We start from the raw sequence: 22194 nt of genomic DNA, 5'->3' as shown, positions 1-22194 counted from the left end.
TTAAGATTTTTTCATTTTTGAACGAATACGCGGATCAAAGAAGTTATATAAAATATCGATGATCATGTTCACGAGAGAGATTGTGACCGCAATATACACAACCCCGCCTAAAATGGCCGGAATATCAGGGATAAATTGTTTATCAACAATATAGCTTCCGATACCACTGATGTTGAACACCTTCTCCGTTACCGAAGCACCGCCCAGCATTCCTCCAAACAATAGACCAATGACTGTAATGATTGGAATCATCGCATTACGAATTGCGTGCTTGGAGATGACTTTTCTTCCTGACAGCCCCTTTGCCTTTGCCGTCGTAATATAGTCTTCATGGATAACCTCCAGCATGCTTGAACGTGTCATACGTGCAATAGAGGCAGTAAGCGAAGTACCCAGGACGATAATCGGCATCACAAGCGATAGCCAATTACTTGGATTGTAGGTTGCCGGGAACCATTTCAGATCGATCGAGAATGTTAAAATCATAATAAGACCTTGCCAAAAGCTTGGAATGGATAAACCGATTAAGGCAATGATCATGAATGTATAGTCGATGAACGAATTTGGTCTAACTGCTGAAATAATACCAATCGGAATTGCTATAATAATAGCCATTAACAGCGAGACAAAGGCAATTTCCAACGTTACAGGGAACTTGTTTATAATGCTCTGGGCTACGTCTTCTTTCCCCGCAAATGATGTCCCAAGATCGAAGGTGAATAATCCCGATAAGGAATTCCACAGCTGCTGTAAATACGATTGGTCCAAACCGTAAATTCGATTAAAATTATCGACCTGCTCTTGTGTTGCACCCACCCCTAAAATATTTCGTGCCGGATCAAATGGTGATAGGTAGAGAATTGTAAAGACAAGCATTGCTACTCCTGCAATGACAAATACGCTTTGTAAAATTCGAGCGGCAATGAAATAGGAAAATGGATTACTATATATGGCGAGCATCACATACATGAAAATACCGGGAATGAAAGTAAGCGCGACAAATGTTTTGTTCTCTAATAGTCCTGCAAAAAAACGTTTATATGAAGGCTGGCTTATTCCCTCGGCAGCGAGCTGCATCGCGGATTCTTTATGTAATTTTTCATTTGCCAATTCTGAAACTTTTGCTTCAAGCTCTGTTTCTTTAACTGATTGATTGAAAAACTGTGCTTTTGCCTGTTCCTGCTTTCGAAAGTCCTGTGTCCACTTAGTAAAATCAGCTGAAGAACGAAGGTCATTTACCTTTTGTGCATATTTTTGTTTATAGGTTGGATCATTGCGTTTGAGCAGGTAAAATAAAAGCGTAAAAAGGTGGATAGGGAATCCTAGTAATAGTAAAGTTAGGAAGCTACCTTTTTTAGCCGCTGTCTTTTCAAAATGACGGCGGAAAAACATATTTTTCATGAAAAACCCTCCTTTCCTCGTGGTTGTTTATGCCTATGATATTGTATAATTCCTATCAACATAGTATAGTATGGGGTAGCAAGGTGATGAAGTCAATAATTTTTCGGATAAAGGATGAATAGTATGAGCGAACGTCTTCTTGAAATAAATGATTTGCAGGTTTCATTTATTACAGGTGAAACGGAGTTTGAAGCAGTAAAGGGTGTTAGTTTTCACGTAAAAAAAGGGGAAACGGTCGGTATTGTTGGAGAGTCAGGTTCAGGGAAAAGTGTAACTGCTCGTTCTATCATGCGGCTTTTGCCATCTCCCCCTTCCTTTCTAAAGTCGGGTACAATACATTTCCAAGGGAAGAATTTAGTCCAGCAATCTGAAAAAGAAATGGAATCGATTCGGGGAAAAGATATCAGTATGATCTTCCAGGATCCGATGACCTCGACAAACCCGACAATCAAAATCGGAGAGCAGATTGCAGAAAGCTTGATTAAGCATCAAGGAATGACAAAAGAACAGGCATATAACCGTACAATTGAATTATTAAAGCTTGTCGGCATTAAAAATGCAGAGGAGCGTTACAATCAATATCCGCATGAATACTCGGGCGGAATGCGTCAGCGTGCTATGATTGCAATGGCTTTAGCGTGCAACCCGTCTCTATTAATTGCTGATGAGCCAACGACTGCACTCGATGTAACGATTCAAGCGCAAATTTTGAATTTAATGAAGCAGATGCAGGAACAGTTTGGTACGGCCATTATTTTAATTACCCATGATTTAGGGGTGGTCGCCGGCATGTGTGACCGCATCGTCGTCATGAAAGAAGGAGAAATTGTTGAGGAAGGCACGACGGAAGAAATATTTGCGCATGCCAAGCATCCTTATACAAAACGTCTTTTGAATGCGCTGCCGAAGCTGCATGAGAAGAAGGAATCAAAACAGCAGCCGAATTTGCCGGCTGGAATGGACATTGATACACCGCTTGTTGAAGTGCGGCATTTAAAGAAACATTTTGATTTAGGCAAGGGCAGTGTACTGAAAGCGGTAGATGATCTATCATTTGCCATTTATCCAGGGGAAACGCTGGGGCTGGTAGGGGAATCGGGCTCCGGTAAATCAACGACAGGGAGAACCATTCTTCAATTACACCAACCGACAGATGGAGACGTCCTATATAAAGGAGTGCCCGTTACCCGATTATCGAAATCGGAGCTGAAGATGATGCGCCGGCATATGCAGATTATTTTTCAAGACCCGTATTCATCGTTGAATCCGCGTAAAAAGGTATTAGATATTATTGGGGAAGCACTTGATATACATAAGCTGGCCAAGAGCCGGGAAGCGCGTCGGGCCCGTGTTGAGGAGCTGCTTGAACTAGTCGGTTTACAGAAAGAGCATGCCCTTCGTTATCCCCACGAGTTTAGCGGGGGGCAGCGGCAGCGCATCGGGATTGCCAGAGCTTTAGCTGTCGAGCCGAACTTCATTGTTTGTGACGAACCTTTATCTGCACTAGATGTATCGATTCAAAAGCAGGTGGTGGAATTACTGCAGGATCTGCAGCAGCGTCTGGGACTGACTTATTTATTCATTGCACATGATCTATCAATGGTGAAGCATATTAGCGACCGTGTAGCTGTGATGTATGGAGGCAAGATTGTAGAGTTAGCTGAAAGTGAAGAGCTGTACAGCAATCCGCAGCACCCGTATACAAAAATGCTTCTGCAGTCAATTCCGATTCCTGACCCGGCGATCGAAAAGCAAAAAAAACGCCAAGTACTATCAGAAGAAGAATTGAGCATGAAGCAATTTCATACAGAAGGCGCACAATTGATGGAAGTTTCACCCGGGCACTGGGTAGCGCAATAAAAAAGCCTTTTAGGACTTTCCCTTTGCTATCTAGCTCATGAGTGATACTTCTTTAGGAAGAAAAACGGAGCTGTCTAGAAATTTTTAATTTTCTAGACAGCTCCTTTATTTTTAAAATTCATTAGTGGAATATACTGGAGCCGACTGCTATGTACACTTATACTGTGTATATTTCCGGTTTTATAAAGTGAAAGGGACGTCTTTTTACGTTTCTTCCAACTAACTATTTAGATACCGATGGATAAGGACAGCGTTTTGGCAGAAAAAAAGGAATGTTCTCATGTCCGCAACAATTTGCGTTATACTACAAAAGAAAGAATAGTTGGAGGGATTTGTATGACAATTACAGTAAAGGCGCTTGAGCGATGCAATAAAGAGACTGAGGAAACGCTCGCGGTAGAGACAGGAGAATTTTTAGGGCAAAAGCTGGCTTATTTAAAAAACCATCAGGAAGAGTTTTTGTATGCAGAGTCAGAGAATTTTGCAAACCTAAAGATGGACGCTGTTGTCCTTGAGTTTGATGAAATGTTCAACGTATATACGGCGTTATTCGGCCTGCGTTTACAGAAGAAAGTCAATGCCCAGCTGAAGGCTTATTTACGCGATAACCTTAAAGGTATGCTTGGTTCTTCAAGCGCGATGTTTTCAGGTGATGAGGGAATTTGGGAAATTAATATCGCTCTTGATGCAATGGAAGGATTTACAGGAGAAGAGACGATTGGACAGGCTTATGAATTACTGTGCAGCTTTGTAAAAAGGCTGCTTGGAGCGATTGAACCACAATAAAGCACCCAGAGATGCTTCAAGAATAATGCTGGCGTACGGATAAGGCGGATAGTTCATTCATCCGTGCAGCCGGCATTCATGAAGTGTACATAGAAATTTCATCGGAAAAATAAAAACAGCTTTACGGCAGGAGGTATATATGAAAAAACTATTTTGGAAAAAATTGCTGTGGATGGTCCCGCTGGCTCTTGTTATCAGTATATTATTTGCTGTGATGGAATGGCCGTTATGGATAGCATTTGCGCTCTTTGTCATCATTGCAGGAATGGAAATACCGATCATGCTTTATGCTATGTACTTTTCACAAAACTTACAACAAATTACGAAATATGTCGACCAGCAACAAGAAATGCCGGTGTTTGCCTATATGCATCAATTAAGAGAAGGAACAAAAGAAAATCAGCTAGAAGCAATCGATGCGGTGTTAGCAAAATATAAACAGCCGCAAGTTCAGGCAGTGTATGGGGCCAATAAAGCCATTATGCTAGACGAATTTGGAAAAGCCCGTCGTTTGGCAGAACCCATTTCCTCCTCGGAGATTGGACAGTATACGCTGGCACTAATTGAAGCGGTGCAGGGGAACAGGGAACAGGCCAAACGGTATTCGCTGCAAAAGGAATGGATGAAGGCGAGCATCGAGGCAAATCTTGCTTATATTGAAAAGGATAGGGAGGCATTTGAACGAGAAGCGCAAAAGGCGATCAACAATGCCAAGGGAATCCAGTACTATTCTAATACATATGTATTCAAACGGATGAGAGACGAGTGGCAGTGAGTCACCCGTTTGCTGTAAAGGAAAGGCTCTATAGTTGTTGCAACGAATAAAGAGCAAATGATTTATACTACAAATAGAGCAGCCTTTTGGAAATCAGGGGCTGCTTTTTGATTTTATGTAAGGCCAGGAATGGGATTCGTTCTATAAAAGAATGACCGTTCAACAGTTTAGGATATAAGAATGTGAAAAGGCAATCCTCATATGAAGATTGCCTTTAAGTAATTAGTTAAAAACCTAATTAAATTCTAAATCCGTCCGCATATTGTTTTGGAATATGCGTGTCTTTTTTTAATGTAGTTGCTGCTTCCAATGCCCAGTGAGGGTTTCTTAACATACCTCTTCCAATTGCTACAAGATCAGCGTCTTCGTTTCCGATAACAGCATTTGCTAAAATAGGGTCGTCCAATCTTCCAACAGCAATCACTGGAACGTTAAGGGCATTTTTAATATCTCTGGCAAATGGAACCTGATAGGCAGCATGGGTACCCGGTCTGCCCGCTGCAGTGATAGGCCCTTCTCCGCCAGAGGAGACGTGAAATAGATCTACTCCTGCTTGTTGATACTCTTTAGCGATTTCGATACTTTCCTTAATATCGTATCCACCTTCTACATACTCTTTTGCAGACATCCGCATAATTAACGGCATATGTTCAGGCATTACACTTTTAGCAGCCTGTACTACTTCTTTACCAAACAGTGTTAAATCCTTTCCATATTGATCATCACGTTTATTTGTTAAAGGAGAGTGAAATTGGTGGATTAAATAGCCGTGAGCACCATGAATTTCAATCGCATCTACCCCTGCCTTAATAGCACGTTCAATAGCCTTACGGAACTTTTCCACCATTTCCTTAACTTCCTCTGTAGTAAGAGCTCTCGGTGTTTTTGAATTTTCATCAAATGGAATGGCAGAAGGAGCTGCCGGCATAGCGGCGTCTTCTGCTTTACGTCCTGCGTGAGCAATTTGAATACCGACTTTTGCTCCGTATTTATGGCAGGCTTCAACGATTCTTGCCAAAGCAGGAATTTGCTCGTCTGACCATAACCCTAAGTCATGGTCTGTAATACGTCCATCGGGTTCCACATCGGTCATTTCAATGATAATAAAACCTGCGCCGCCTATCGCACGATTTACATAATGCAGAAAGTGCCAATCTGTCGCAATTCCATCTTTCTTTTCCACCGAATATTGGCACATTGGAGGCATAACAATACGATTTTTCAATTCCAAGCCTTTAAACGTAAACGGACTAAACATATGATTCATCAAAAAAACTCCTTTTTACATATATTACCTAAAAATTTAGGGGATAAAAAAACGATGAGTGTGAGCAGCTGCCAGTTATTAGTATGACTTTTTGCGGCCGCTTCATAAGCAAAAATAACATATTGAATGTTTTTACAGTGCTTTAGCTTCCTCGTTTGAGCGTTTATTTCCCTTGTATATAAAATAAAGAGAAATAACCATAAACAATAAGGCAAATACACGTTTACTATCTAACTCTATGACTAAACTATTGAACCATCCAAAATGATCAACCACTACCCCGATTACAAGCTGACCAGCTATTCCCGCAATATTGGTTGCGATAACCCCAATTCTAGGAACGGCCATAACAGTCAATAGTAAATACATAGTACCTAAAAATGCTGCACTTAACTGCCATTTAGGTGCCTCTAAAAGGGCAAGCACATCTCCATTCCCAAAAAAGAAAATGAAGATAGTAAGAAACATGGTTCCGGTAAGGAATGTTAAAAATGTTGTTTCAATGGTTCCGGCTTTACGGCTGAGTGTACCATTGATAGATGATTGTGCGCTTAAGGTGATACCGCCAATCAATGTGAATAAAATCATAAAGAACCCCATAATTCTAAACCTCCTAGTTTATTAAGATCAGTGCGATAATCATTGAAATAACGGCAAAAATCTTTTCCTTATTAACTTTAGTTTTCTTACTGCCTAACCACCCGAAATGCTCGATAATCATACTCATTACCAACTGTCCGATAATGACAGCAACCATTGTGATACCGACACCAACAAATGGGACACTTATAACGATAGATGTTAAATAAACAACACCCAACAACCCTCCAAGTAATGACCATTTAGGTGCTTCTACTGCATAGGAAAGCTTTCCTTTCCCAAAGAAAAGCCACAATAGCCCCATGATGATCGACCCCATAAAGAAGTTATAAAAGCTTGTTTCAATTTGCCCGATTGATTTTCCAAGTTCAGCATAAATAGCCCCTTCAAAGCTAAGTGCTGCTCCAGCCAATAGGGCTAAAATATAGGAGATAAAGCGCATATAATAGTTCCTCTTTTCTAAATAATTATATATCTAGAAATCTAGATATAATGTGGTAAAAAAAACAGATATCAATAGTAATTAGATGTCTGTTTTGAAATATTCAGCTAACTGTTGAATAAATTCTTCATTGCGTCTGTAGTATGTCCATTGTCCATGGCGAATTGATTCAAGCAGACCAGCTTTTTGCATCATATTTAAGTAGCTAGAAACGGTAGATTGAGAAACTTTGGCTTTTTCTTGAATATCCCCGACACATACTCCGCCTTTATAATCTACCTCCTTTGGCAGGTGAGCGCCTTGTTCCGGGAAATGCTTCTCTGGTTCCTTTAACCACTCTAGGATATTGAGTCTTGTTTCGTTAGATAACGCCTTGAATACATCAATAGGTTCCATGTGCGTAATTGTATATCTGGATTTCTCGATATGTCAAGTTGAAGCCCAAAAACTATAAAGCATGATGACAGTTCTTGTTCATAAAATTTCCAATTATGAATTTCCTCTATCAAGTCTCTTCCAGATTTCCTCCTATGGGTTGTATCTGATTTTGGATACCCAAAACCTTTAACCGTCTTTGGTTGAAGGTTTTTTTAAGTTCAAAAATTACTTTCCACTATAGTATAATCAAGAAATTAAGCTGGATTCAAACTAGCCTTTCCTATGATGTTGTAGTAGGTGTGTATAGATTTTTTACATTCAAAACAACCGTATTAGTCAGAGACCATGAGCTGCGTCAGTTTTTTTCTTGAGCAGCATCATGTGACATGGCTGCTTAAGAACTGCAGGAATTTAGCCCTTTTAGTTAAGAGGAATGGTATATTCTTAACGATAGCAGGGCGAAAATTAATAATAACTGAATGATACTAGTTGAAAAGGGTTAAGTACATTGAACAAAAAAAGGATTCTATTACAAACAAAAATATTAGGACTAATTAGCACATTAATCCTGTTTATCGTTTTTCTTCTCGCAAGCATATTTGCTTACTTGCAATATGTTGATGCGAGGACTCAAGTAAAGCAATTAGCGCTGCAATCGGCTATGACAATTTCTCTCATGCCGGAACTTAAAGAGTCCATTGGAAAAAGTGATTTAGAGCTGCATTTTCGTCCAATTGCTGATCAGGTAATAGATCAGGTAAATGCTGAAAACATTGTCATTGAAGACCGGGAGAAGATTATTTACTCGCATAGAGATCCAAGTCAAGTTGGTGAAAAGAGTTTTGACTATACAAATAATCATGCGTTAATATTTGGCGGATCCAATAATTTTGAAGTAGAACGAGCGAGCGGTTCTGTCTTAATTGGGAAGGTTCCTATCATTGCAGACAATGGGGAATATACCCGTGTAATTGGCACCGTCTCGGTTGAATATGCGGAAAAGGATATATATCAAAATATTTACAAACGAATTAAGTCGATTCTCATTGCATCTTTGATTGTTTTGATTTTAGGAATCATTGGCGGTGTTTTTTTAACCAAAAGCATTAGAAGAGATACGATGGGACTGGAACCGCATGAAATTTCCTCGTTATATCGAGAAAGAAGTGCCATTCTGCTGTCGGTCAAGGAAGGAATTATTGCAATCGATCAAAATGGATTTTTAACTTTAATCAATCATTCTGCAAGGTCTATGTTGAATCTCGCAGAGGAAGCCTCGATTGGTCAACATATCAAGTTGGTATTACCAATGATAAAAATCGATCAGGTATTGCAAGAAGGCAAGCCCATTCATAATGTCGAGGTATTAATTAATGGTAAAGTATTTATCTTTAATTTTATCCCAATTATCGAAAATGAACAGATCACGGGCGTGGTTTCCAGTTTTCGTGATAAAACGGAGCTTAAAAAGCTCGTTGATACAATCACGGAGGTTCGCGAATATTCAGAGGGGCTTCGTGCGCAAACACATGAATATTCTAATAAATTATACTTACTGTCAGGATTAATCCAATTAGAGAGATATGACGATGCATTTGACTTTATACAAAAGGAGTCAGCCAATCACCAGCACCAGAACCGAATCCTGTTCAATCAAATTCATGATATAAATGTTCAAGCGATATTATTAGGGAAGCTGGGGAATGCATCGGAAAAGAAAATTGCCTTTGAAATTGACCCTGATAGTTATGTAGACCCTTTACCGGGCCATATTGAGGTCACGGATATCATCACCATAATTGGAAACCTTATTGATAACGCATTTGATGCGGTAGCCCATCAGAAAGAGAGAAGGGTGACTTTTTCAATTACAGGAATCGGAAATGATATCATTATAGAAGTAGCGGATAACGGAAAGGGTATTGCTGAAGACTTGCTGGACTCTTTATTTTATATAGGCAGTTCCTCTAAAGGAAAAAATAGAGGATACGGCTTATTTAATGTTAAACAAATTGTAGAATCCTTAGGTGGAACAATAGAAGTAAATAATGATAAAAACGGCGGGGCTATTTTTACGGTATTCCTTCCGAAAAAGCTATAGGTTAAAGTGAAGCTTCATCAGTGGAGAATTTTTACATCTCCGCTGATAGATAGCTGCACTGGCAGGCTTGTACGGGAACTATCTACGCTTCGCTTTATTCAAGGCTTGAAGTTGATGGTGTCTGAGTGCCTGTTAATGCGAGATAAAGTAAGGAGAGAGGCAAAATGATTAAGGTTGTCATTGCCGAAGATGATTTTCGAATTGCACAAGTGCAGGAACAATTTTTACAAAAGGTACCAGATGTAAAGGTTGTTCAGAAGGCACTGAATGCAAAGGAAACAATGGAAATATTAGAGGAATACGAGGTTGATTTGCTTTTTTTGGATATCTATATGCCTGATGATCTTGGGACGAATTTGTTAGCAAAGATTCGGGACAATTATCCGACGGTTGATATTATTATGGTTACTGCAGCAACAGAAAAAACGATGCTTGAGACGGCAGTCAGGTATGGTGTTAGCAACTATTTGCTGAAGCCGGTCACAATGGAGAAATTTGTGGAAGCAGTGGAACAATATAAAAAAAAGAAGAAGCTGCTAAGCCATCGAGATGAGGTAGATCAAACACTGATTGATCGATACTTTGGGGTCGCCCATCAATCATCCACAACTCAAAAAGATTTGCCTTCAGGCGTAGATCGTCATACGTTAGACAAAGTGAAAAAAGTAATGAAAGAACTGAAAGGCGGCATTTCCATCGAGGAAATGGGTGAACAGATTGGGGCATCTCGCACCACTGCAAGAAGGTATTTAGAGTTTCTCGTTTCAATAGATGTATGTACGGCAAAACATGAATACGGAGTTGTAGGAAGACCTGAGAGGAAATATTACTATAAAGAATAATAAGGTTGACTCAAAAATGTGGACGAGGAATGAATAATGAGAATAAAGTTAATGAGTAGTTTCATGCTTGTTGTCATGTTTTGCGTTGGGTGTTCACATGATGGGGAGCAAGAAGCGATAACAGATACAGTAACAATAATCGCCCCAAGCTCTATTGGCGGGGGCTGGGACAAAACAGCAAGAGCTATACAGGACATTTTAATGAGTAACAATTTACTAGATGAGGACATACAGGTACTGAATAAAATTGGCGCTGGCGGAGAGTTAGGATGGAAATATGCTAAACAGCAGGAAGGCCATGTGTTAGCAATGAATTCAAGCCTGCTCATTACCAATCATTTATTAGGGCAAAGCAAGCTAACCTATAAAGATTTTACACCGATTGCCACGTTGGCTACGGAATGGGATGTTGTAATTGTTTCGAAGGATTCGGAAATAAAAAATGCAAAAAGTTTAATGGAAAATCTGAAAGAAACACCCCAGGCATATAAAATAGGTGTGTCCCCAAGATTAGGCAATGATGATCAGATCTCTTTTGTATTAGCGAGTAAACAGGCAGGAATACACCCGGCAGAACTGGATTTTTTAGTATATGAAAATAGTGGTCAAGTAGTGGATGCATTATTAAAAAAGCAAATAGATGTTGCAACGATGACTCTATCCGAGGCTAAAAAATATTATGATTCGGAACAAGTCCAAATGCTTGTCATCTCATCGGAGAAACGGTTAAAGGGACTCCCTGAAATTCCTACATGGACAGAGGAAGGAATTGAGTTAGTTTTTAAGCATTGGCGAGGTATTATGGGACCACCTAATATGCCGGAAAAAGAAATCGAATTTTGGGAGACGACATTGGCCAAAATGGTAAAAACGGAAGAATGGAAACAAACGTTACAGAAATATATGTGGGAAGACTTTTACATGAACAGCAGTGAAACTTCCAGGTTTCTCGATGAAGAAAATGAGAAATATAGAGAATTAATGGAAATCAACTAACGAGGCAGTTCCTCTTTAACAACATTAATTTTAACGGAGATAGTAAAATGAACTATTTGTATTTTCATTTTCTATAGTGGTTATTGATTATAAAATTGTATATCATCAGACATTTGATTTAAGAGGTTGACTAATGAGACATATGCATTCTATCTACTGTTTTATACAGATGGCAGAGAAAATGTATAGTCCACGGTTAGCCTCTTTTTTGTATATAAATAATAGGCCGTGTTATTTACACTACTTTATTTTGCTCTCGTTTGGCGATCTATAGTATAGGCTTATCGTTTTCCCGATTGATAAATCACGTGCTGTAAGGCGGATGGTATCAAATCGATTATCCAAAATTGATGCATCACATACTTTTGCGTGAACAAAATGTACGAAATAGATATAAAGAAATTAATAAACATTAATTTGAAAACGATTACATTTGCTCGCCATTGTCTTATTATAAGGTTTAATATTCAGAAAATTAGTTATTTATCGAATCGATAAATAGCCTAGGGAAGCAATTGGGGGGAGTATTATGCTAGCGATTTTAGGATTTTTGATGATATTGGTATTTATGATTTTGATTATGACTGGTCGTCTTACAGCAATGATTGCGTTAATTGTCGTTCCAATTGCGTTTGCTGTTATTGGTGGATTCGGAAGTGAAATGGGCCCTATGATGTTGGATGGAATTAAAAGTGTCGCTCCAACTGGGATTATGATTTTATTCGCAATTCTTTTCTTTGGTATTTTGATTGACGCAGGAGTATTTGATCCTATCATTCATACGATTCTGAAGTTAGTAAAAGGGGATCCTGTGAAAATTGCTATCGGAACAGCAGTTTTAGCCCTTCTGATTTCTTTAGATGGTGACGGTACGACAACATACATGATTACGATTTCTGCATTTTTACCGCTCTATAAAAGAATTGGCATGCGGCCGATTGTATTAGCGGGTATTGCCGTTTCAGCCTCAGGTGTTATGAACCTTCTGCCTTGGGGAGGGCCGACAGCAAGGGTTATGACCGCTTTGAATCTTGAAATGTCGGAAGTTTTTACACCAGTCATTCCTGCAATGATTGGCGGCGCTATCTTTGTTCTGTTTATGGCATTTATGTTCGGTAGACAGGAAAGAAAGCGAATCGGGGTTATAGAATATGGTTATGAAGCGACAGCTCAGCTTACTGCTACAGTCGAAGATGACTCTTTGAAGCGTCCAAAATTAATTATTTTTAACTATGCGCTGACAATCATTCTTTTAGTGGCATTAATCATGGAGCTATTACCGCCTGTCACATTGTTCATGCTTGGTTTTGCAATTGCAATTACCGTAAATTATCCGAAATTAAAAGACCAAAAGGAACGTGTTGCAAATTATGCTGATAACGCATTATCTGTTGTTTCAATGGTTTTTGCAGCAGGGGTTTTTACGGGAATTCTTTCAGGTACATCAATGGTAGATGCGATGGCAAACTCGGTTATTCATTATATTCCGGATGCAATGGGTTCTCATTTTGCTGTTATTACAGCCATCCTTAGTGCACCTTTTACTTTCTTTATGTCAAATGATGCCTTTTACTATGGGGTACTTCCGTTACTTGCTAAGGCAGGGGCAGTATATGGGATCGATCCAGCCTTAATTGGCAGAGCGTCTCTTTTGGGGATGCCGGTCCATTTATTAAGTCCGCTTGTTCCATCTACGTATCTATTGGTAGGTATGGTTGGAGAGGATTTCGGTACATTACAGCGCATTTTCCTAAAGTGGGCATTCGGTTCTACAATTGTCATGATTATCGTCTGTGTAGTATTAGGGATTTTCCCTCTTTAAATTACTATACGGTTTGTAAAATATATAATATATCTCTTAATGTTACGGGCACAATTGCAGAATAACAAAGGGAAATGATCCGTTCTTTTTTATAAAAATCCCATATTTAGCCGAAATGAAAAACTCCATTTTTATTATTTTTATCAAAATGGAGTTTTTTCTTTGCTGTCAAATAGCATTGTATAAAATTTTATCATCAAACCAGCATGGGCCGCTTCAATCGTTCATTGAGGAAGCGCGGTTTACCTGCATAAAATAATGTGCCGTAAGAAAGTTTGTTTTTTTGCAACGCAGCGGTCAATTATCTCAAAACCAGCTTCTTCCATTACCTTATCGGGTGTGTCGATGGCCACCACAACTGCTTGATCTGCAATCCTGCGGGCATGATTGAGAATCTCCGCTTGTTCATCCATGGAGGCATGGGTAAATACATTGTAGGGCAGATCGATGATAGCTACATCATAATGATCTTCCACCTCGGCAATAGGACCTCTTGTCACCGTACCTCTTAAGCCAAAGTGAGCGATATTTTTTCGTGAACCTTGGCATACATGCCAATTGATATCTCTTCCTTCGATTGATATACCCATCGAAAGGGCCTCAATCAGAACAGTCCCTATCCCACAGCAAGGGTCAATCACCTTTATATTTTCAATTCGCGGTACAGCAATATTTACTACGGCACGTGCAATTCTAGTATTTAGTGCAGTGGAGTACTGCTGCGGTTTATCCTTATGCTTCCGCCAAACTGATTCGCTTTTTGTGTAAGGTCCAAAATACCATACACCATCTAAGTAGATTACACCGAAAAGACAGTCGGGGTTATCAAGGTCGGGCTCTCCATCTATTAAAAGACCGATTTCCCTCTCGAGCTGCTGGCGTTCTGTATGCTCGATCTTTTTGTTCATATTCATGTCCCGTTTATTTAAACATAGTACTTTGTACGTTTGTTCTCCTAGAGTGAGCTGTTTTATCTGTTCTTTAAGATTAATTAAATCCGTGGCAGTATATAAAACATCCAAGCGTTCTTCGATAAACGGGCTGCGGCTTGGATCAATTTCGAACTCACTGAACAGGTAATTCAATTCAGTGTCATGCCCGAAAAAGGCGCGCATTTCCATCCGGCATACATCGTATTCGTCAGGATGATGAACGTATGTGTAAATAGATTGATTGCTTTTGGCAGATGTTATCAATTTTTTCTTCCCCTATAAATTATAGTAATAGCAGCTTCAATAAAAATATGGCTGGGCAGCTTGCTAAGCTTAAAAAGCCATTTTACTATACTTCGCTTTCCAGCTGCTAATTTTCTTTTTGCTTTGTCACATTAAACATGAAAAGGTATCCCTCATAATGTTTTTCCATTAATAAGTTTCTTTTCTATATAGCGTTTATCAAAAATGAAATGATATTCAAAACCATAAATAATTTGATGGAGTCCATTATATTAGTGCAATAATTGAAAGAGAGCATTCATATATTTCTATAAAAGCCATCATAGGGGTGAGGGAATGGATGAAGTATTTGTTATAGGAGATCTCCATGGAAGCTTTCAAGCGCTGGAAAAATTATTAACAAAGTGGAATGCACAAAAACAACGTCTGATATTTCTTGGAGATTATATTAATAGGGGAAACGATAGTCTGCAGGTCATTCAGCGGGTGAAGGAGCTTGTGGAAGACTTTGATGCTGTAGCGCTGAAGGGCAATCACGAATTGATGTTTATGGAATGGCTAAAGGAGCCGGAAAAATATGCTCTTACATTTTTAAATATAGGAGGAGTACCGACACTCCAAAGCATGAAAACCTTTGTAATAAACGAAGAGCCGACAATCGATGAACTTATTGAAGGAATAAAGCGGGAACATTCACAGTTACTCACCTGGATGGAGAACCTGCCGCTTTATTATCGATGGGGACAGTATTTCTTTTCCCATGCAGGGATCAATCCATTTGTACGCCGTGGAGAAGAGTCAACTGAGCAAGAGCTTCTTTGGATAAGGGACGACTTTACCGAGTTTCCTCATGAAGCGGAGGATATCGTTGTCTTTGGACATACGCCTACGACAAATTTGAACAAAGATCTGAGCAGCGAGGTGTGGATTTCACCATGCTGTAAAAAAATTGGGATTGATGGGGGAATTCTCTATCCGGATGGACGATTAAATGGTGTTGTACTGACAAAGGGAAACCCTTCGATTATCATCCATTCCGTGATGAATGATGAACTTTTAATTGAACAACGGACATTAGCCGGATAAGCGACTGCCTATTCGGCTTTTTTGTTAGGAAAGTAAGTGGCGTACGTCTCTAAAATAGATGAGAAGAAACCTTTTTTATGGATGTGCCACGAGAAAGAGAAAAGGGTATATGAGGACTTTCGTTTGTACTTCCTTATCGGGAATTCTATTATAATAATATCAATTATTTTAAAAGATGAACTGGAGGATCGCATAATGACACAACATACATTTACACTTCAAACCAACTGGAAGGGAGGGCGGAACGATTCGGGAACCTTACAGGCAGAACGTCTGAAAACTGCAATCTCTATCCCGCCTGAAATGGATGGCCCAGGTATTGGAACGAACCCGGATGAAATGCTGCTTGGGGCTGCTGCGACATGCTATATTATTTCCCTTGCAGCCATGCTGGAACGTTCTGCTATTCAAGCCTCTCTCTCCATGAACTCTGAAGGGATAGTAGATGTTACGAATGGCATTTTCACATATGAACAGATTATACACAATCTTTCTATTAAACTTGCAGAGCATACAGAGAAAAATGAACGGATTGCTGCCCGGCTCGCTCATAAGGCAGAGCAAACGTGCATGATTAGTAAAGCCATAAAAGGGAATGTGGATATTAAGCTTTTATTATCATTTCTTTAAAAGGGTGTGAGTGAATGAGCGGATGGCAGATGGTGATTCAAATAGTAATTGCATCCGTCCTGATTTTCTTTATCAGTGGCCGGCTAATTGGTTCGAACGTTAACCTTTTAAAACGAATTTTATCCGTCGTATTGAGTGTTTCTTTCACGACATTTGTTTTTTGGTATACCTTTTTGCGGGACAATTCTCTAGATGGAGAAGGACTTGTAGAAAATATGCTGAGCGTTGCTACACTTCTATGGTTTGGCAGTATGCTGCTCATTTCCATGCTGCTCTATCTGTTTTTTGAATTGTTTGATCCAATTGCGTTAAATGAAAATGGCAGCCGGGTAAGGGGAAAGAAAAATATATTCAAACGGCTGCTTGGTCATTGGAGAAAGCAAAAGCGTCTTCGTCTCGTGTTAAAGGTTGCCATGACAACAGGCATTAACAGGACAATGAAATATGTAAAATATCGTGAAGATGAACGCGAGCTTGCAGTTGCTTTAAGACTTACACTGGAGCAGTCCGGTGGAATTTTTGTTAAGTTCGGACAGGTGCTGTCTACCAGAAAAGAATTATTCACGCCTGTTTTTATCGAAGAGCTGGAAAAGCTTCAGCAAAATGCCCCCCCATTATCAAAAGTGCAGGTCGATAGAGTATTAAAGGAAAACCTGAAGGCGCCTGTAGACCAGGTATTCAGTTACTTTGAGGAGAAACCGCTGGCTGCCGCCTCCATCGGGCAAGTTCATAGAGCAGTTTTACGCGATACGAATGAGCAGGTAGTCGTCAAAGTGCTGCGCCCTGATATGCGTGAAGTAATGAGAGATGACTTGGATATTTTAGTGGAGTTTGCTACATGGGTCTCTAGTAAATCTAAATGGGCGGAAGGCCTAGGGTTTAGAGAACTGGCAATGGGCTTTGCGGCGTCTCTTCAGGAAGAAATTGATTTTGAGATTGAAGCACGTAATATGATTCAATTATCGAATATCATGGAGAACTCCTCTGCAGTGGTAAAAATTCCGAAAGTCTATACTACATACAGTACATCGAATTTATTGGTGATGGAATATGTAGAAGGATCGTCTGTTGGTTGTGCAAAAAAAGTCTTTGAAGAACTGGATATTGATTGCTATCAATTTTCCCAAAATTTGCTCTACGTTTTTTTAGAACAGGCTCTTATTTCAGGTATTTATCATTCTGATCCACATCCAGGCAATATTTATGTTGAGCATAATACGGGCAAACCGGTACTGCTTGATTTTGGTGCTGTCGGCAGGCTATCCGCTGCCCAACAGGAAGGGCTGAAACTATTTTTAGCCGGGATACAGCATGGTGATGAAAGCCTTCTATTTGATGGGGTTCTTCTATTAGTAGAAAATGCTGAAGAGGTAGAGCGCGATGAAATAGAACAGGCAATTAGTCAAGTACTGTTAAGAATCTCCTATATTGAAAATATACCGACGGATGAATTAATCTATTGCGTGTTTTCCATCGTACAGGAATATGGCCTGCGTTTTTATCCATCAGTAAGTGTTGCCTTGCGTGCGATCGTCACACTAGATGGAACATTACGGACTATCTATCCTGCCTTCGATATCTTCCGGGAAACAAAGACGTTTTCCGATAGCTATATAAAAAGGAGCTTGAAACAGCCGTTTAAGGATCCAATCGGCACAAAGGAATACATTGAAGAAGAGATTGCGCTTATGCTGCCGAAAATTCGGAAAATTCCCCGCCGTATTGACCAGCTGATCAAGAAAGTGGAAAGCGGACGGGTTATCCTGCATCATGATATCTTTTCAGACCGGGCAAATTCAAGTTTTGTTATGCAATTATTTTCCCAATTTGTTTTATTGCTGGTTGGCATCACATTCGGTATTATTTCTGTCTCTTTATTGGCGATTTCACAATTTATGCATACTGCTTATGCTATTTATTTAAATACTGCAGCGTATTTGGGCTTATTTTTATGTGCAATCCTACTTGTTCGACTGTCTATCCAAGCAATACGAAACATGAAAAAAATATAAAAAAAGCTGAAGGGCATTTTTATGCCCTTCAGCTTTTTCATGAATAAAGAAGGAGAAATGTATGCGCTTACAGAATGAGAACTACAGGGAACTCCTTGACCAGATGAAAGGAAATAGCTGGCGAAAATCAACGTTGTCGTACAAGCAGGATGGTCACTGTATCTAATTGGAAAAGGGGGGAGCAATAACTTGGCCTCCTGTATGATCGAAAACGGAAGGGTCCTCTCAAATGCAATATTCATAAAGTACAGAAAAGGGAATCGGGGAGCAGGTTTATCCGATTTAAAGGGGCGAGTTGCGTGATTAGTTTAAACGGTAGTGGTCTGACAATTGAGCAGATGAAGGAAATACTATATAACGGGGCACAGATTTTCATAGCAGAAGAAGCGAAGGATCGGGTAAGAGAGAGCCGTGCCCGTGTCGAACGAGTAGTCAAAGAGGGAAAGACGGTATATGGAATCAATACGGGATTCGGGAAATTTAGCGATGTAAAAATTGAAGAGCATGAAGTCAATTTACTTCAGCTCAATTTGATCCGGTCACATGCGTGTGCGGTAGGAGAACCATTTCCGGAAATCGTTAGCCGAGCAATGGTTGTACTTCGGCTAAACGCTTTACTAAAAGGGTATTCAGGCATTCGATTGGAAGTGCTGGAGCGTCTTGTACTGATGACAAATGAACAGATTCATCCGGTTATTTTTCAACAGGGATCACTTGGTGCTTCAGGGGATCTGGCACCGCTTTCGCATCTAGTGCTTGCATTGATTGGAGAAGGTGATGTGGAGTGGAAGGGAAATAGAATAGCTTCAGCTGAAGTATGGAGACAGTTGAACATCCCGCCTATTGAATTGAGGGCTAAGGAAGGACTTGCGCTTATTAACGGCACACAGGCGATGACAGCACAGGGTGTGGTCAACTATATAGAAGCGGAGAAGCTGGCCTATGATAGTGAATGGATTGCTTCCATGACGCTAGAAGGTCTCAGGGGCATTATCGACGCCTTTCTGCCACCTGTTCATGAGGCAAGAGGATTTGCTGAACAGACGGACGTGGCCAGAAGAATATGCGAATGGCTGGAAGGGAGTAAGTTAATCACAAGGCAAGGGGAAATCCGAACGCAGGATCCTTATTCTCTCCGTTGCATCCCGCAGATCCATGGTGCCAGCTGGCAGGTACTGTCCTATGTAAAAGAAAAGCTGGAAATCGAAATGAATGCAGCTACAGATAATCCCTTATTATTTGAGGATGGGTCGATTATTTCGGGTGGCAATTTCCACGGTCAGCCAATTGCCTTTGCGATGGATTTTTTAAAGTTGGCTGCAGCAGAACTGGCCAATGTATCAGAGCGGCGAATTGAAAGGCTTGTCAATCCAAATTTAAATGAGGGGCTGCCTGCTTTCTTGAGCGCAAGGCCGGGACTGCAGTCAGGGGCGATGATTCTGCAATACAGTGCAGCAAGTCTCGTTTCGGAAAACAAGACACTAGCACATCCGGCCAGTGTCGATTCCATCCCATCCTCTGCCAATCAAGAGGATCATGTGAGTATGGGAACGACTGCTGCTAGACATGCATATTCCATTATTACAAATGCAAGGCGTGTATTAGCGATTGAAGCATTTTGTGCCTTACAGGCTGCTGAGTACCGCGGCACAGAGCAAATGAGTCCGAAAACGTATCAAAAGTGGCAGGAGCTTCGGAAAATCGCTGCATCTATACAGGAGGACCGAATTTTCCATCATGATATTGAAAATATAGCCGCTCATTTAATGCCATAATGAAAAGCATAGGCGTCTGCTCATACAGACGCCTATGCTTATTTACGTTTTTATACCATTTTTACGGTCTAGCGTCACAAGGCGAGCGTCATCATTTTCCCTGTCCATCACGAGATCGGCTAGTATTTTGGATCCGAGCATACTGTAGACTGTACCATTTCCACCAAGGCCGAGCAGATAAAAATGGTTCGGCTGTTCGGGGTGTTCGCCGATGAACGGGAGAGCATCCTTTGAATTACCGAATGAAGCCCCGTAAAGATAATCAGCTTTCACTTTATATTGCGGGAACAGTTTATGGAGTTCTTCCAAGAGCTTTTTTGTATGCTTTTGGATTCTTTTTTCACTCGGTGCCTTTGCCTTTTTATCATCAAGACCACCAATGATAATCCGGTTGTCAATTGTAGTACGTAAGTACAGATAAGGCCTCGTCGTTTCCCAAATGAGTGCTTTTTCATGCCATCCTTCGAAGTTAGGGATTGGGTTTGTCACGAGCGCATAGGAACGATTGATATTAGCTCCTTTTACCTTACCGAATGGCACGTCATGATAGCCGGTTGTGTAGATAATTTTTTGTGTACGGAAGATGCCGGCAATCGTGTGAATAGTAATTGCTTCATTTTCATCTTCAATGACATGGACAGGTGTATGTTCAAATACATGGAGTCCTCGTTCTTTTAATTGTTCTAGTAGTTCCTGTACAAATTTATAAGGATTAAATTCTGCATCGTTATAGGTGACAAGGGCAGCAGATTTTTCAAATCCCATCTTCTTCTTCAGGACACGGCTTCCCCAGTAATCTACAGGAAATCCAAACTTGAGAAGTGTCTCAAATTCCTTTTGTATTTTCTTTTTATGTTTTTTTCTACTTGCATAATAAATGCTTGGACGCCGGATAAAGTCTGCTTTGTTTAGCATTGTTTGTGAAAGTTCCTCGAGTTCATCTAATGCTGTATTACAAAGTTTATAAAAACGAACCGCATCCTTTTTTCCAATTTGCTCAATCAGCTCATGAAGCATGATGTCGTTGGAATATTGAAGAAGTCCGGTATTGGCAGACGTACTTCCTTCTCCGGGGACCTCCTTATCCAAAATAGCAATTTTCAGTCCTTCATCCATTAATGCCTTTGCTGTTAAAACACCACTAATACCACCGCCGACAATGATAGCATCATAAAACGGTGAAATTTCCGGATTGGTATGAGGCTGTTTTATATAAGTATCAGGCCAAAATACGCGGCCATTAATAATATCCATTTCGCTACCTCCTTTATCTGCCATGTTTTACTATTTCCCCGTTCAAACCTCTTTCAATCAGTATGGATCTAACATTTGCTATAATAGATAGGTTGTAGAAAGAGAGGCTTTGAATATGACAAAACATTTACTTATTGTAGACGGCATGGCACTGCTTTTCCGTTCGTTTTTCGCATCTGCTGCGATGAATCAATTCATCCGGCTTGAAGATGGTACGCCGACGAATGGCGTGCAGGGGTTTGCACGGCATGTACTAACAGCACAAACTTTAATGAAGCCCACACATATAGCGATTTGCTGGGATATGGGGATGCATACATTCCGCAATGACTTATTTGATGGGTATAAGTCGAACCGTCCCGCTCCTCCGGAAGAGATGATCCCGCAATTTGATATGGCAAAAGAAGTGGCAGAAATGCTGGGATGGACGAACTTCGGTATTAAAGGGATGGAAGCGGATGATCTCATCGGCTCTATGGTAGCAAAGTGGAAAGAAGAAGCGGCAATTACGGTCATTAGTGGAGATAAAGACCTGCTGCAATTGTTAAATCCACACACAACGATCGCTTTAACGAAGAAAGGGTATACGGAATATGATGTATACACAGAAGAGCGATTTTTAAAAGAATATGGGATACAGCCTGCTCAATTTGCCGATGTGAAGGCATTTATGGGAGATGCAAGTGATGGATATCCTGGGGTGAAGGGGATAGGACCGAAAACGGCACTAAAGCTCATTCAGGAGTTTGGTTCCATTGAGGGCGTGCTGGAGGCGCTCCCAACGCTAAAAGCTGGCCAGCGAATTAAAATTGGTGAAAATGAAGGGATGCTGAAATTATCCTACCAGCTGGCTCAAATTCACTGTGAAGCACCAATTGAAAGAGAACTGGAGCATTTGCTTGTCCCTTCCACATATACGCCGCAATTAGAAGTCTTACAGCAGCGAGGGCTGCGTCTGATTGTGAAGCATGCCAAAGCCTTAGGCTTATAAA

The 22194-nt window shown here is 40.4% G+C and carries 19 protein-coding genes; 12 read left to right on the top strand and 7 right to left on the bottom strand.

Features of this window, described 5'->3' with window-relative positions; genetic code table 11:
* The gene (locus tag AA0Y26_RS17360) at positions 1 to 1401 is read right to left on the bottom strand and encodes an ABC transporter permease (RefSeq protein ID WP_413363299.1); all 1401 of its coding nucleotides are present in this window, start codon (positions 1399 to 1401) and stop codon (positions 1 to 3) included.
* 123 nt (positions 1402 to 1524) lie between these two features.
* Between AA0Y26_RS17360 and AA0Y26_RS17355 the strand changes: the two genes are divergently transcribed.
* The 3 genes from AA0Y26_RS17355 (at position 1525) to AA0Y26_RS17345 (ending at position 4822) form a co-directional block, all read left to right on the top strand.
* Positions 1525 to 3261 (top strand): dipeptide ABC transporter ATP-binding protein, encoded by a 1737-nt coding sequence (locus tag AA0Y26_RS17355; RefSeq protein WP_413363298.1) that lies wholly within the window; start codon positions 1525 to 1527, stop codon positions 3259 to 3261.
* A 336-nt stretch (positions 3262 to 3597) separates the two neighbouring features.
* Complete coding sequence (locus AA0Y26_RS17350) at positions 3598 to 4047, top strand: hypothetical protein (RefSeq protein WP_413363297.1); 450 nt, start codon at positions 3598 to 3600, stop codon at positions 4045 to 4047.
* 139 nt (positions 4048 to 4186) lie between these two features.
* On the top strand, positions 4187 to 4822 hold the full coding sequence (locus tag AA0Y26_RS17345) for a hypothetical protein (protein ID WP_413363296.1): 636 nt from the start codon (positions 4187 to 4189) through the stop codon (positions 4820 to 4822).
* A gap of 238 nt (positions 4823 to 5060) precedes the next feature.
* Here AA0Y26_RS17345 and AA0Y26_RS17340 read toward each other — a convergent pair whose 3' ends face one another.
* The 4 genes from AA0Y26_RS17340 to AA0Y26_RS17325 form a co-directional block, all read right to left on the bottom strand.
* Positions 5061 to 6089: an NADH:flavin oxidoreductase/NADH oxidase gene (locus tag AA0Y26_RS17340; protein ID WP_413363295.1), complete on the bottom strand. Its 1029-nt coding sequence runs from the start codon at positions 6087 to 6089 to the stop codon at positions 5061 to 5063.
* A gap of 132 nt (positions 6090 to 6221) precedes the next feature.
* Entirely contained in the window at positions 6222 to 6689 is a 468-nt protein-coding gene (locus tag AA0Y26_RS17335) for a DMT family transporter (RefSeq protein ID WP_413363294.1), read from the bottom strand.
* Between the two features lie 13 nt (positions 6690 to 6702).
* Positions 6703 to 7131 (bottom strand): DMT family transporter, encoded by a 429-nt coding sequence (locus AA0Y26_RS17330; protein ID WP_413363293.1) that lies wholly within the window; start codon positions 7129 to 7131, stop codon positions 6703 to 6705.
* A gap of 81 nt (positions 7132 to 7212) precedes the next feature.
* A complete protein-coding gene (locus AA0Y26_RS17325) occupies positions 7213 to 7527 on the bottom strand; it encodes an ArsR/SmtB family transcription factor (RefSeq protein WP_413363292.1) in 315 nt (104 codons plus the stop codon).
* Between the two features lie 490 nt (positions 7528 to 8017).
* On the opposite strand from AA0Y26_RS17325, the gene AA0Y26_RS17320 reads away from it, so the two are divergent.
* The 4 genes from AA0Y26_RS17320 (at position 8018) to AA0Y26_RS17305 (ending at position 13270) form a co-directional block, all read left to right on the top strand.
* Positions 8018 to 9610 (top strand): ATP-binding protein, encoded by a 1593-nt coding sequence (locus AA0Y26_RS17320; protein WP_413363291.1) that lies wholly within the window; start codon positions 8018 to 8020, stop codon positions 9608 to 9610.
* A gap of 164 nt (positions 9611 to 9774) precedes the next feature.
* Positions 9775 to 10452 (top strand): response regulator, encoded by a 678-nt coding sequence (locus AA0Y26_RS17315; protein WP_413363290.1) that lies wholly within the window; start codon positions 9775 to 9777, stop codon positions 10450 to 10452.
* A 36-nt stretch (positions 10453 to 10488) separates the two neighbouring features.
* Complete coding sequence (locus AA0Y26_RS17310; protein WP_413363289.1) at positions 10489 to 11448, top strand: tripartite tricarboxylate transporter substrate binding protein; 960 nt, start codon at positions 10489 to 10491, stop codon at positions 11446 to 11448.
* 529 nt (positions 11449 to 11977) lie between these two features.
* Positions 11978 to 13270, top strand: a complete 1293-nt coding sequence (locus AA0Y26_RS17305; RefSeq protein WP_413363288.1) for a CitMHS family transporter — start codon at positions 11978 to 11980, stop codon at positions 13268 to 13270.
* Positions 13271 to 13512: 242 nt separating this feature from the next.
* Here AA0Y26_RS17305 and AA0Y26_RS17300 read toward each other — a convergent pair whose 3' ends face one another.
* On the bottom strand, positions 13513 to 14391 hold the full coding sequence (locus AA0Y26_RS17300) for a TRM11 family SAM-dependent methyltransferase (protein ID WP_413368277.1): 879 nt from the start codon (positions 14389 to 14391) through the stop codon (positions 13513 to 13515).
* Between the two features lie 390 nt (positions 14392 to 14781).
* Here AA0Y26_RS17300 and AA0Y26_RS17295 point away from each other — a divergent pair, with 390 nt between their 5' ends.
* The 4 genes from AA0Y26_RS17295 to hutH all read left to right on the top strand — a co-directional run bounded on the left by AA0Y26_RS17295 (position 14782) and on the right by hutH (position 19948).
* Positions 14782 to 15531: a metallophosphoesterase family protein gene (locus AA0Y26_RS17295; RefSeq protein ID WP_413363287.1), complete on the top strand. Its 750-nt coding sequence runs from the start codon at positions 14782 to 14784 to the stop codon at positions 15529 to 15531.
* A gap of 195 nt (positions 15532 to 15726) precedes the next feature.
* On the top strand, positions 15727 to 16161 hold the full coding sequence (locus tag AA0Y26_RS17290; RefSeq protein ID WP_413363286.1) for an SACOL1771 family peroxiredoxin: 435 nt from the start codon (positions 15727 to 15729) through the stop codon (positions 16159 to 16161).
* Positions 16162 to 16175: 14 nt separating this feature from the next.
* Positions 16176 to 18173, top strand: coding sequence for an ABC1 kinase family protein (locus AA0Y26_RS17285; protein WP_413363285.1), 1998 nt, complete (start codon positions 16176 to 16178; stop codon positions 18171 to 18173).
* Between the two features lie 299 nt (positions 18174 to 18472).
* Positions 18473 to 19948, top strand: coding sequence for a histidine ammonia-lyase (gene hutH, locus AA0Y26_RS17280; protein ID WP_413363284.1), 1476 nt, complete (start codon positions 18473 to 18475; stop codon positions 19946 to 19948).
* Between the two features lie 42 nt (positions 19949 to 19990).
* Here the strand turns inward: hutH and AA0Y26_RS17275 are convergent, their stop codons facing one another.
* Complete coding sequence (locus AA0Y26_RS17275) at positions 19991 to 21202, bottom strand: NAD(P)/FAD-dependent oxidoreductase (protein WP_413363283.1); 1212 nt, start codon at positions 21200 to 21202, stop codon at positions 19991 to 19993.
* Positions 21203 to 21317: 115 nt separating this feature from the next.
* Here AA0Y26_RS17275 and AA0Y26_RS17270 point away from each other — a divergent pair, with 115 nt between their 5' ends.
* A complete protein-coding gene (locus AA0Y26_RS17270) occupies positions 21318 to 22193 on the top strand; it encodes a 5'-3' exonuclease (RefSeq protein WP_413363282.1) in 876 nt (291 codons plus the stop codon).
* Position 22194: the final 1 nt, after the last annotated feature.

The sequence above is a fragment of the Lysinibacillus canaveralius genome (assembly GCF_047301505.1).
Lineage (GTDB): Bacteria > Bacillota > Bacilli > Bacillales_A > Planococcaceae > Lysinibacillus_B.
This window is presented reverse-complemented; position numbering and strand designations above follow the sequence as displayed.

Coding starts and splice junctions, on each gene's coding strand:
- AA0Y26_RS17360 (WP_413363299.1), bottom strand. CDS start 1,401: ATGAAAAATATGTTTTTCCGCCGTCATTTTGAAAAGACAGCGGCTAAA.
- AA0Y26_RS17355 (WP_413363298.1), top strand. CDS start 1,525: ATGAGCGAACGTCTTCTTGAAATAAATGATTTGCAGGTTTCATTTATT.
- AA0Y26_RS17350 (WP_413363297.1), top strand. CDS start 3,598: ATGACAATTACAGTAAAGGCGCTTGAGCGATGCAATAAAGAGACTGAG.
- AA0Y26_RS17345 (WP_413363296.1), top strand. CDS start 4,187: ATGAAAAAACTATTTTGGAAAAAATTGCTGTGGATGGTCCCGCTGGCT.
- AA0Y26_RS17340 (WP_413363295.1), bottom strand. CDS start 6,089: ATGAATCATATGTTTAGTCCGTTTACGTTTAAAGGCTTGGAATTGAAA.
- AA0Y26_RS17335 (WP_413363294.1), bottom strand. CDS start 6,689: ATGGGGTTCTTTATGATTTTATTCACATTGATTGGCGGTATCACCTTA.
- AA0Y26_RS17330 (WP_413363293.1), bottom strand. CDS start 7,131: ATGCGCTTTATCTCCTATATTTTAGCCCTATTGGCTGGAGCAGCACTT.
- AA0Y26_RS17325 (WP_413363292.1), bottom strand. CDS start 7,527: ATGGAACCTATTGATGTATTCAAGGCGTTATCTAACGAAACAAGACTC.
- AA0Y26_RS17315 (WP_413363290.1), top strand. CDS start 9,775: ATGATTAAGGTTGTCATTGCCGAAGATGATTTTCGAATTGCACAAGTG.
- AA0Y26_RS17310 (WP_413363289.1), top strand. CDS start 10,489: ATGAGAATAAAGTTAATGAGTAGTTTCATGCTTGTTGTCATGTTTTGC.
- AA0Y26_RS17305 (WP_413363288.1), top strand. CDS start 11,978: ATGCTAGCGATTTTAGGATTTTTGATGATATTGGTATTTATGATTTTG.
- AA0Y26_RS17300 (WP_413368277.1), bottom strand. CDS start 14,391: ATGGAAATGCGCGCCTTTTTCGGGCATGACACTGAATTGAATTACCTG.
- AA0Y26_RS17295 (WP_413363287.1), top strand. CDS start 14,782: ATGGATGAAGTATTTGTTATAGGAGATCTCCATGGAAGCTTTCAAGCG.
- AA0Y26_RS17290 (WP_413363286.1), top strand. CDS start 15,727: ATGACACAACATACATTTACACTTCAAACCAACTGGAAGGGAGGGCGG.
- AA0Y26_RS17285 (WP_413363285.1), top strand. CDS start 16,176: ATGAGCGGATGGCAGATGGTGATTCAAATAGTAATTGCATCCGTCCTG.
- AA0Y26_RS17275 (WP_413363283.1), bottom strand. CDS start 21,202: ATGGATATTATTAATGGCCGCGTATTTTGGCCTGATACTTATATAAAA.
- AA0Y26_RS17270 (WP_413363282.1), top strand. CDS start 21,318: ATGACAAAACATTTACTTATTGTAGACGGCATGGCACTGCTTTTCCGT.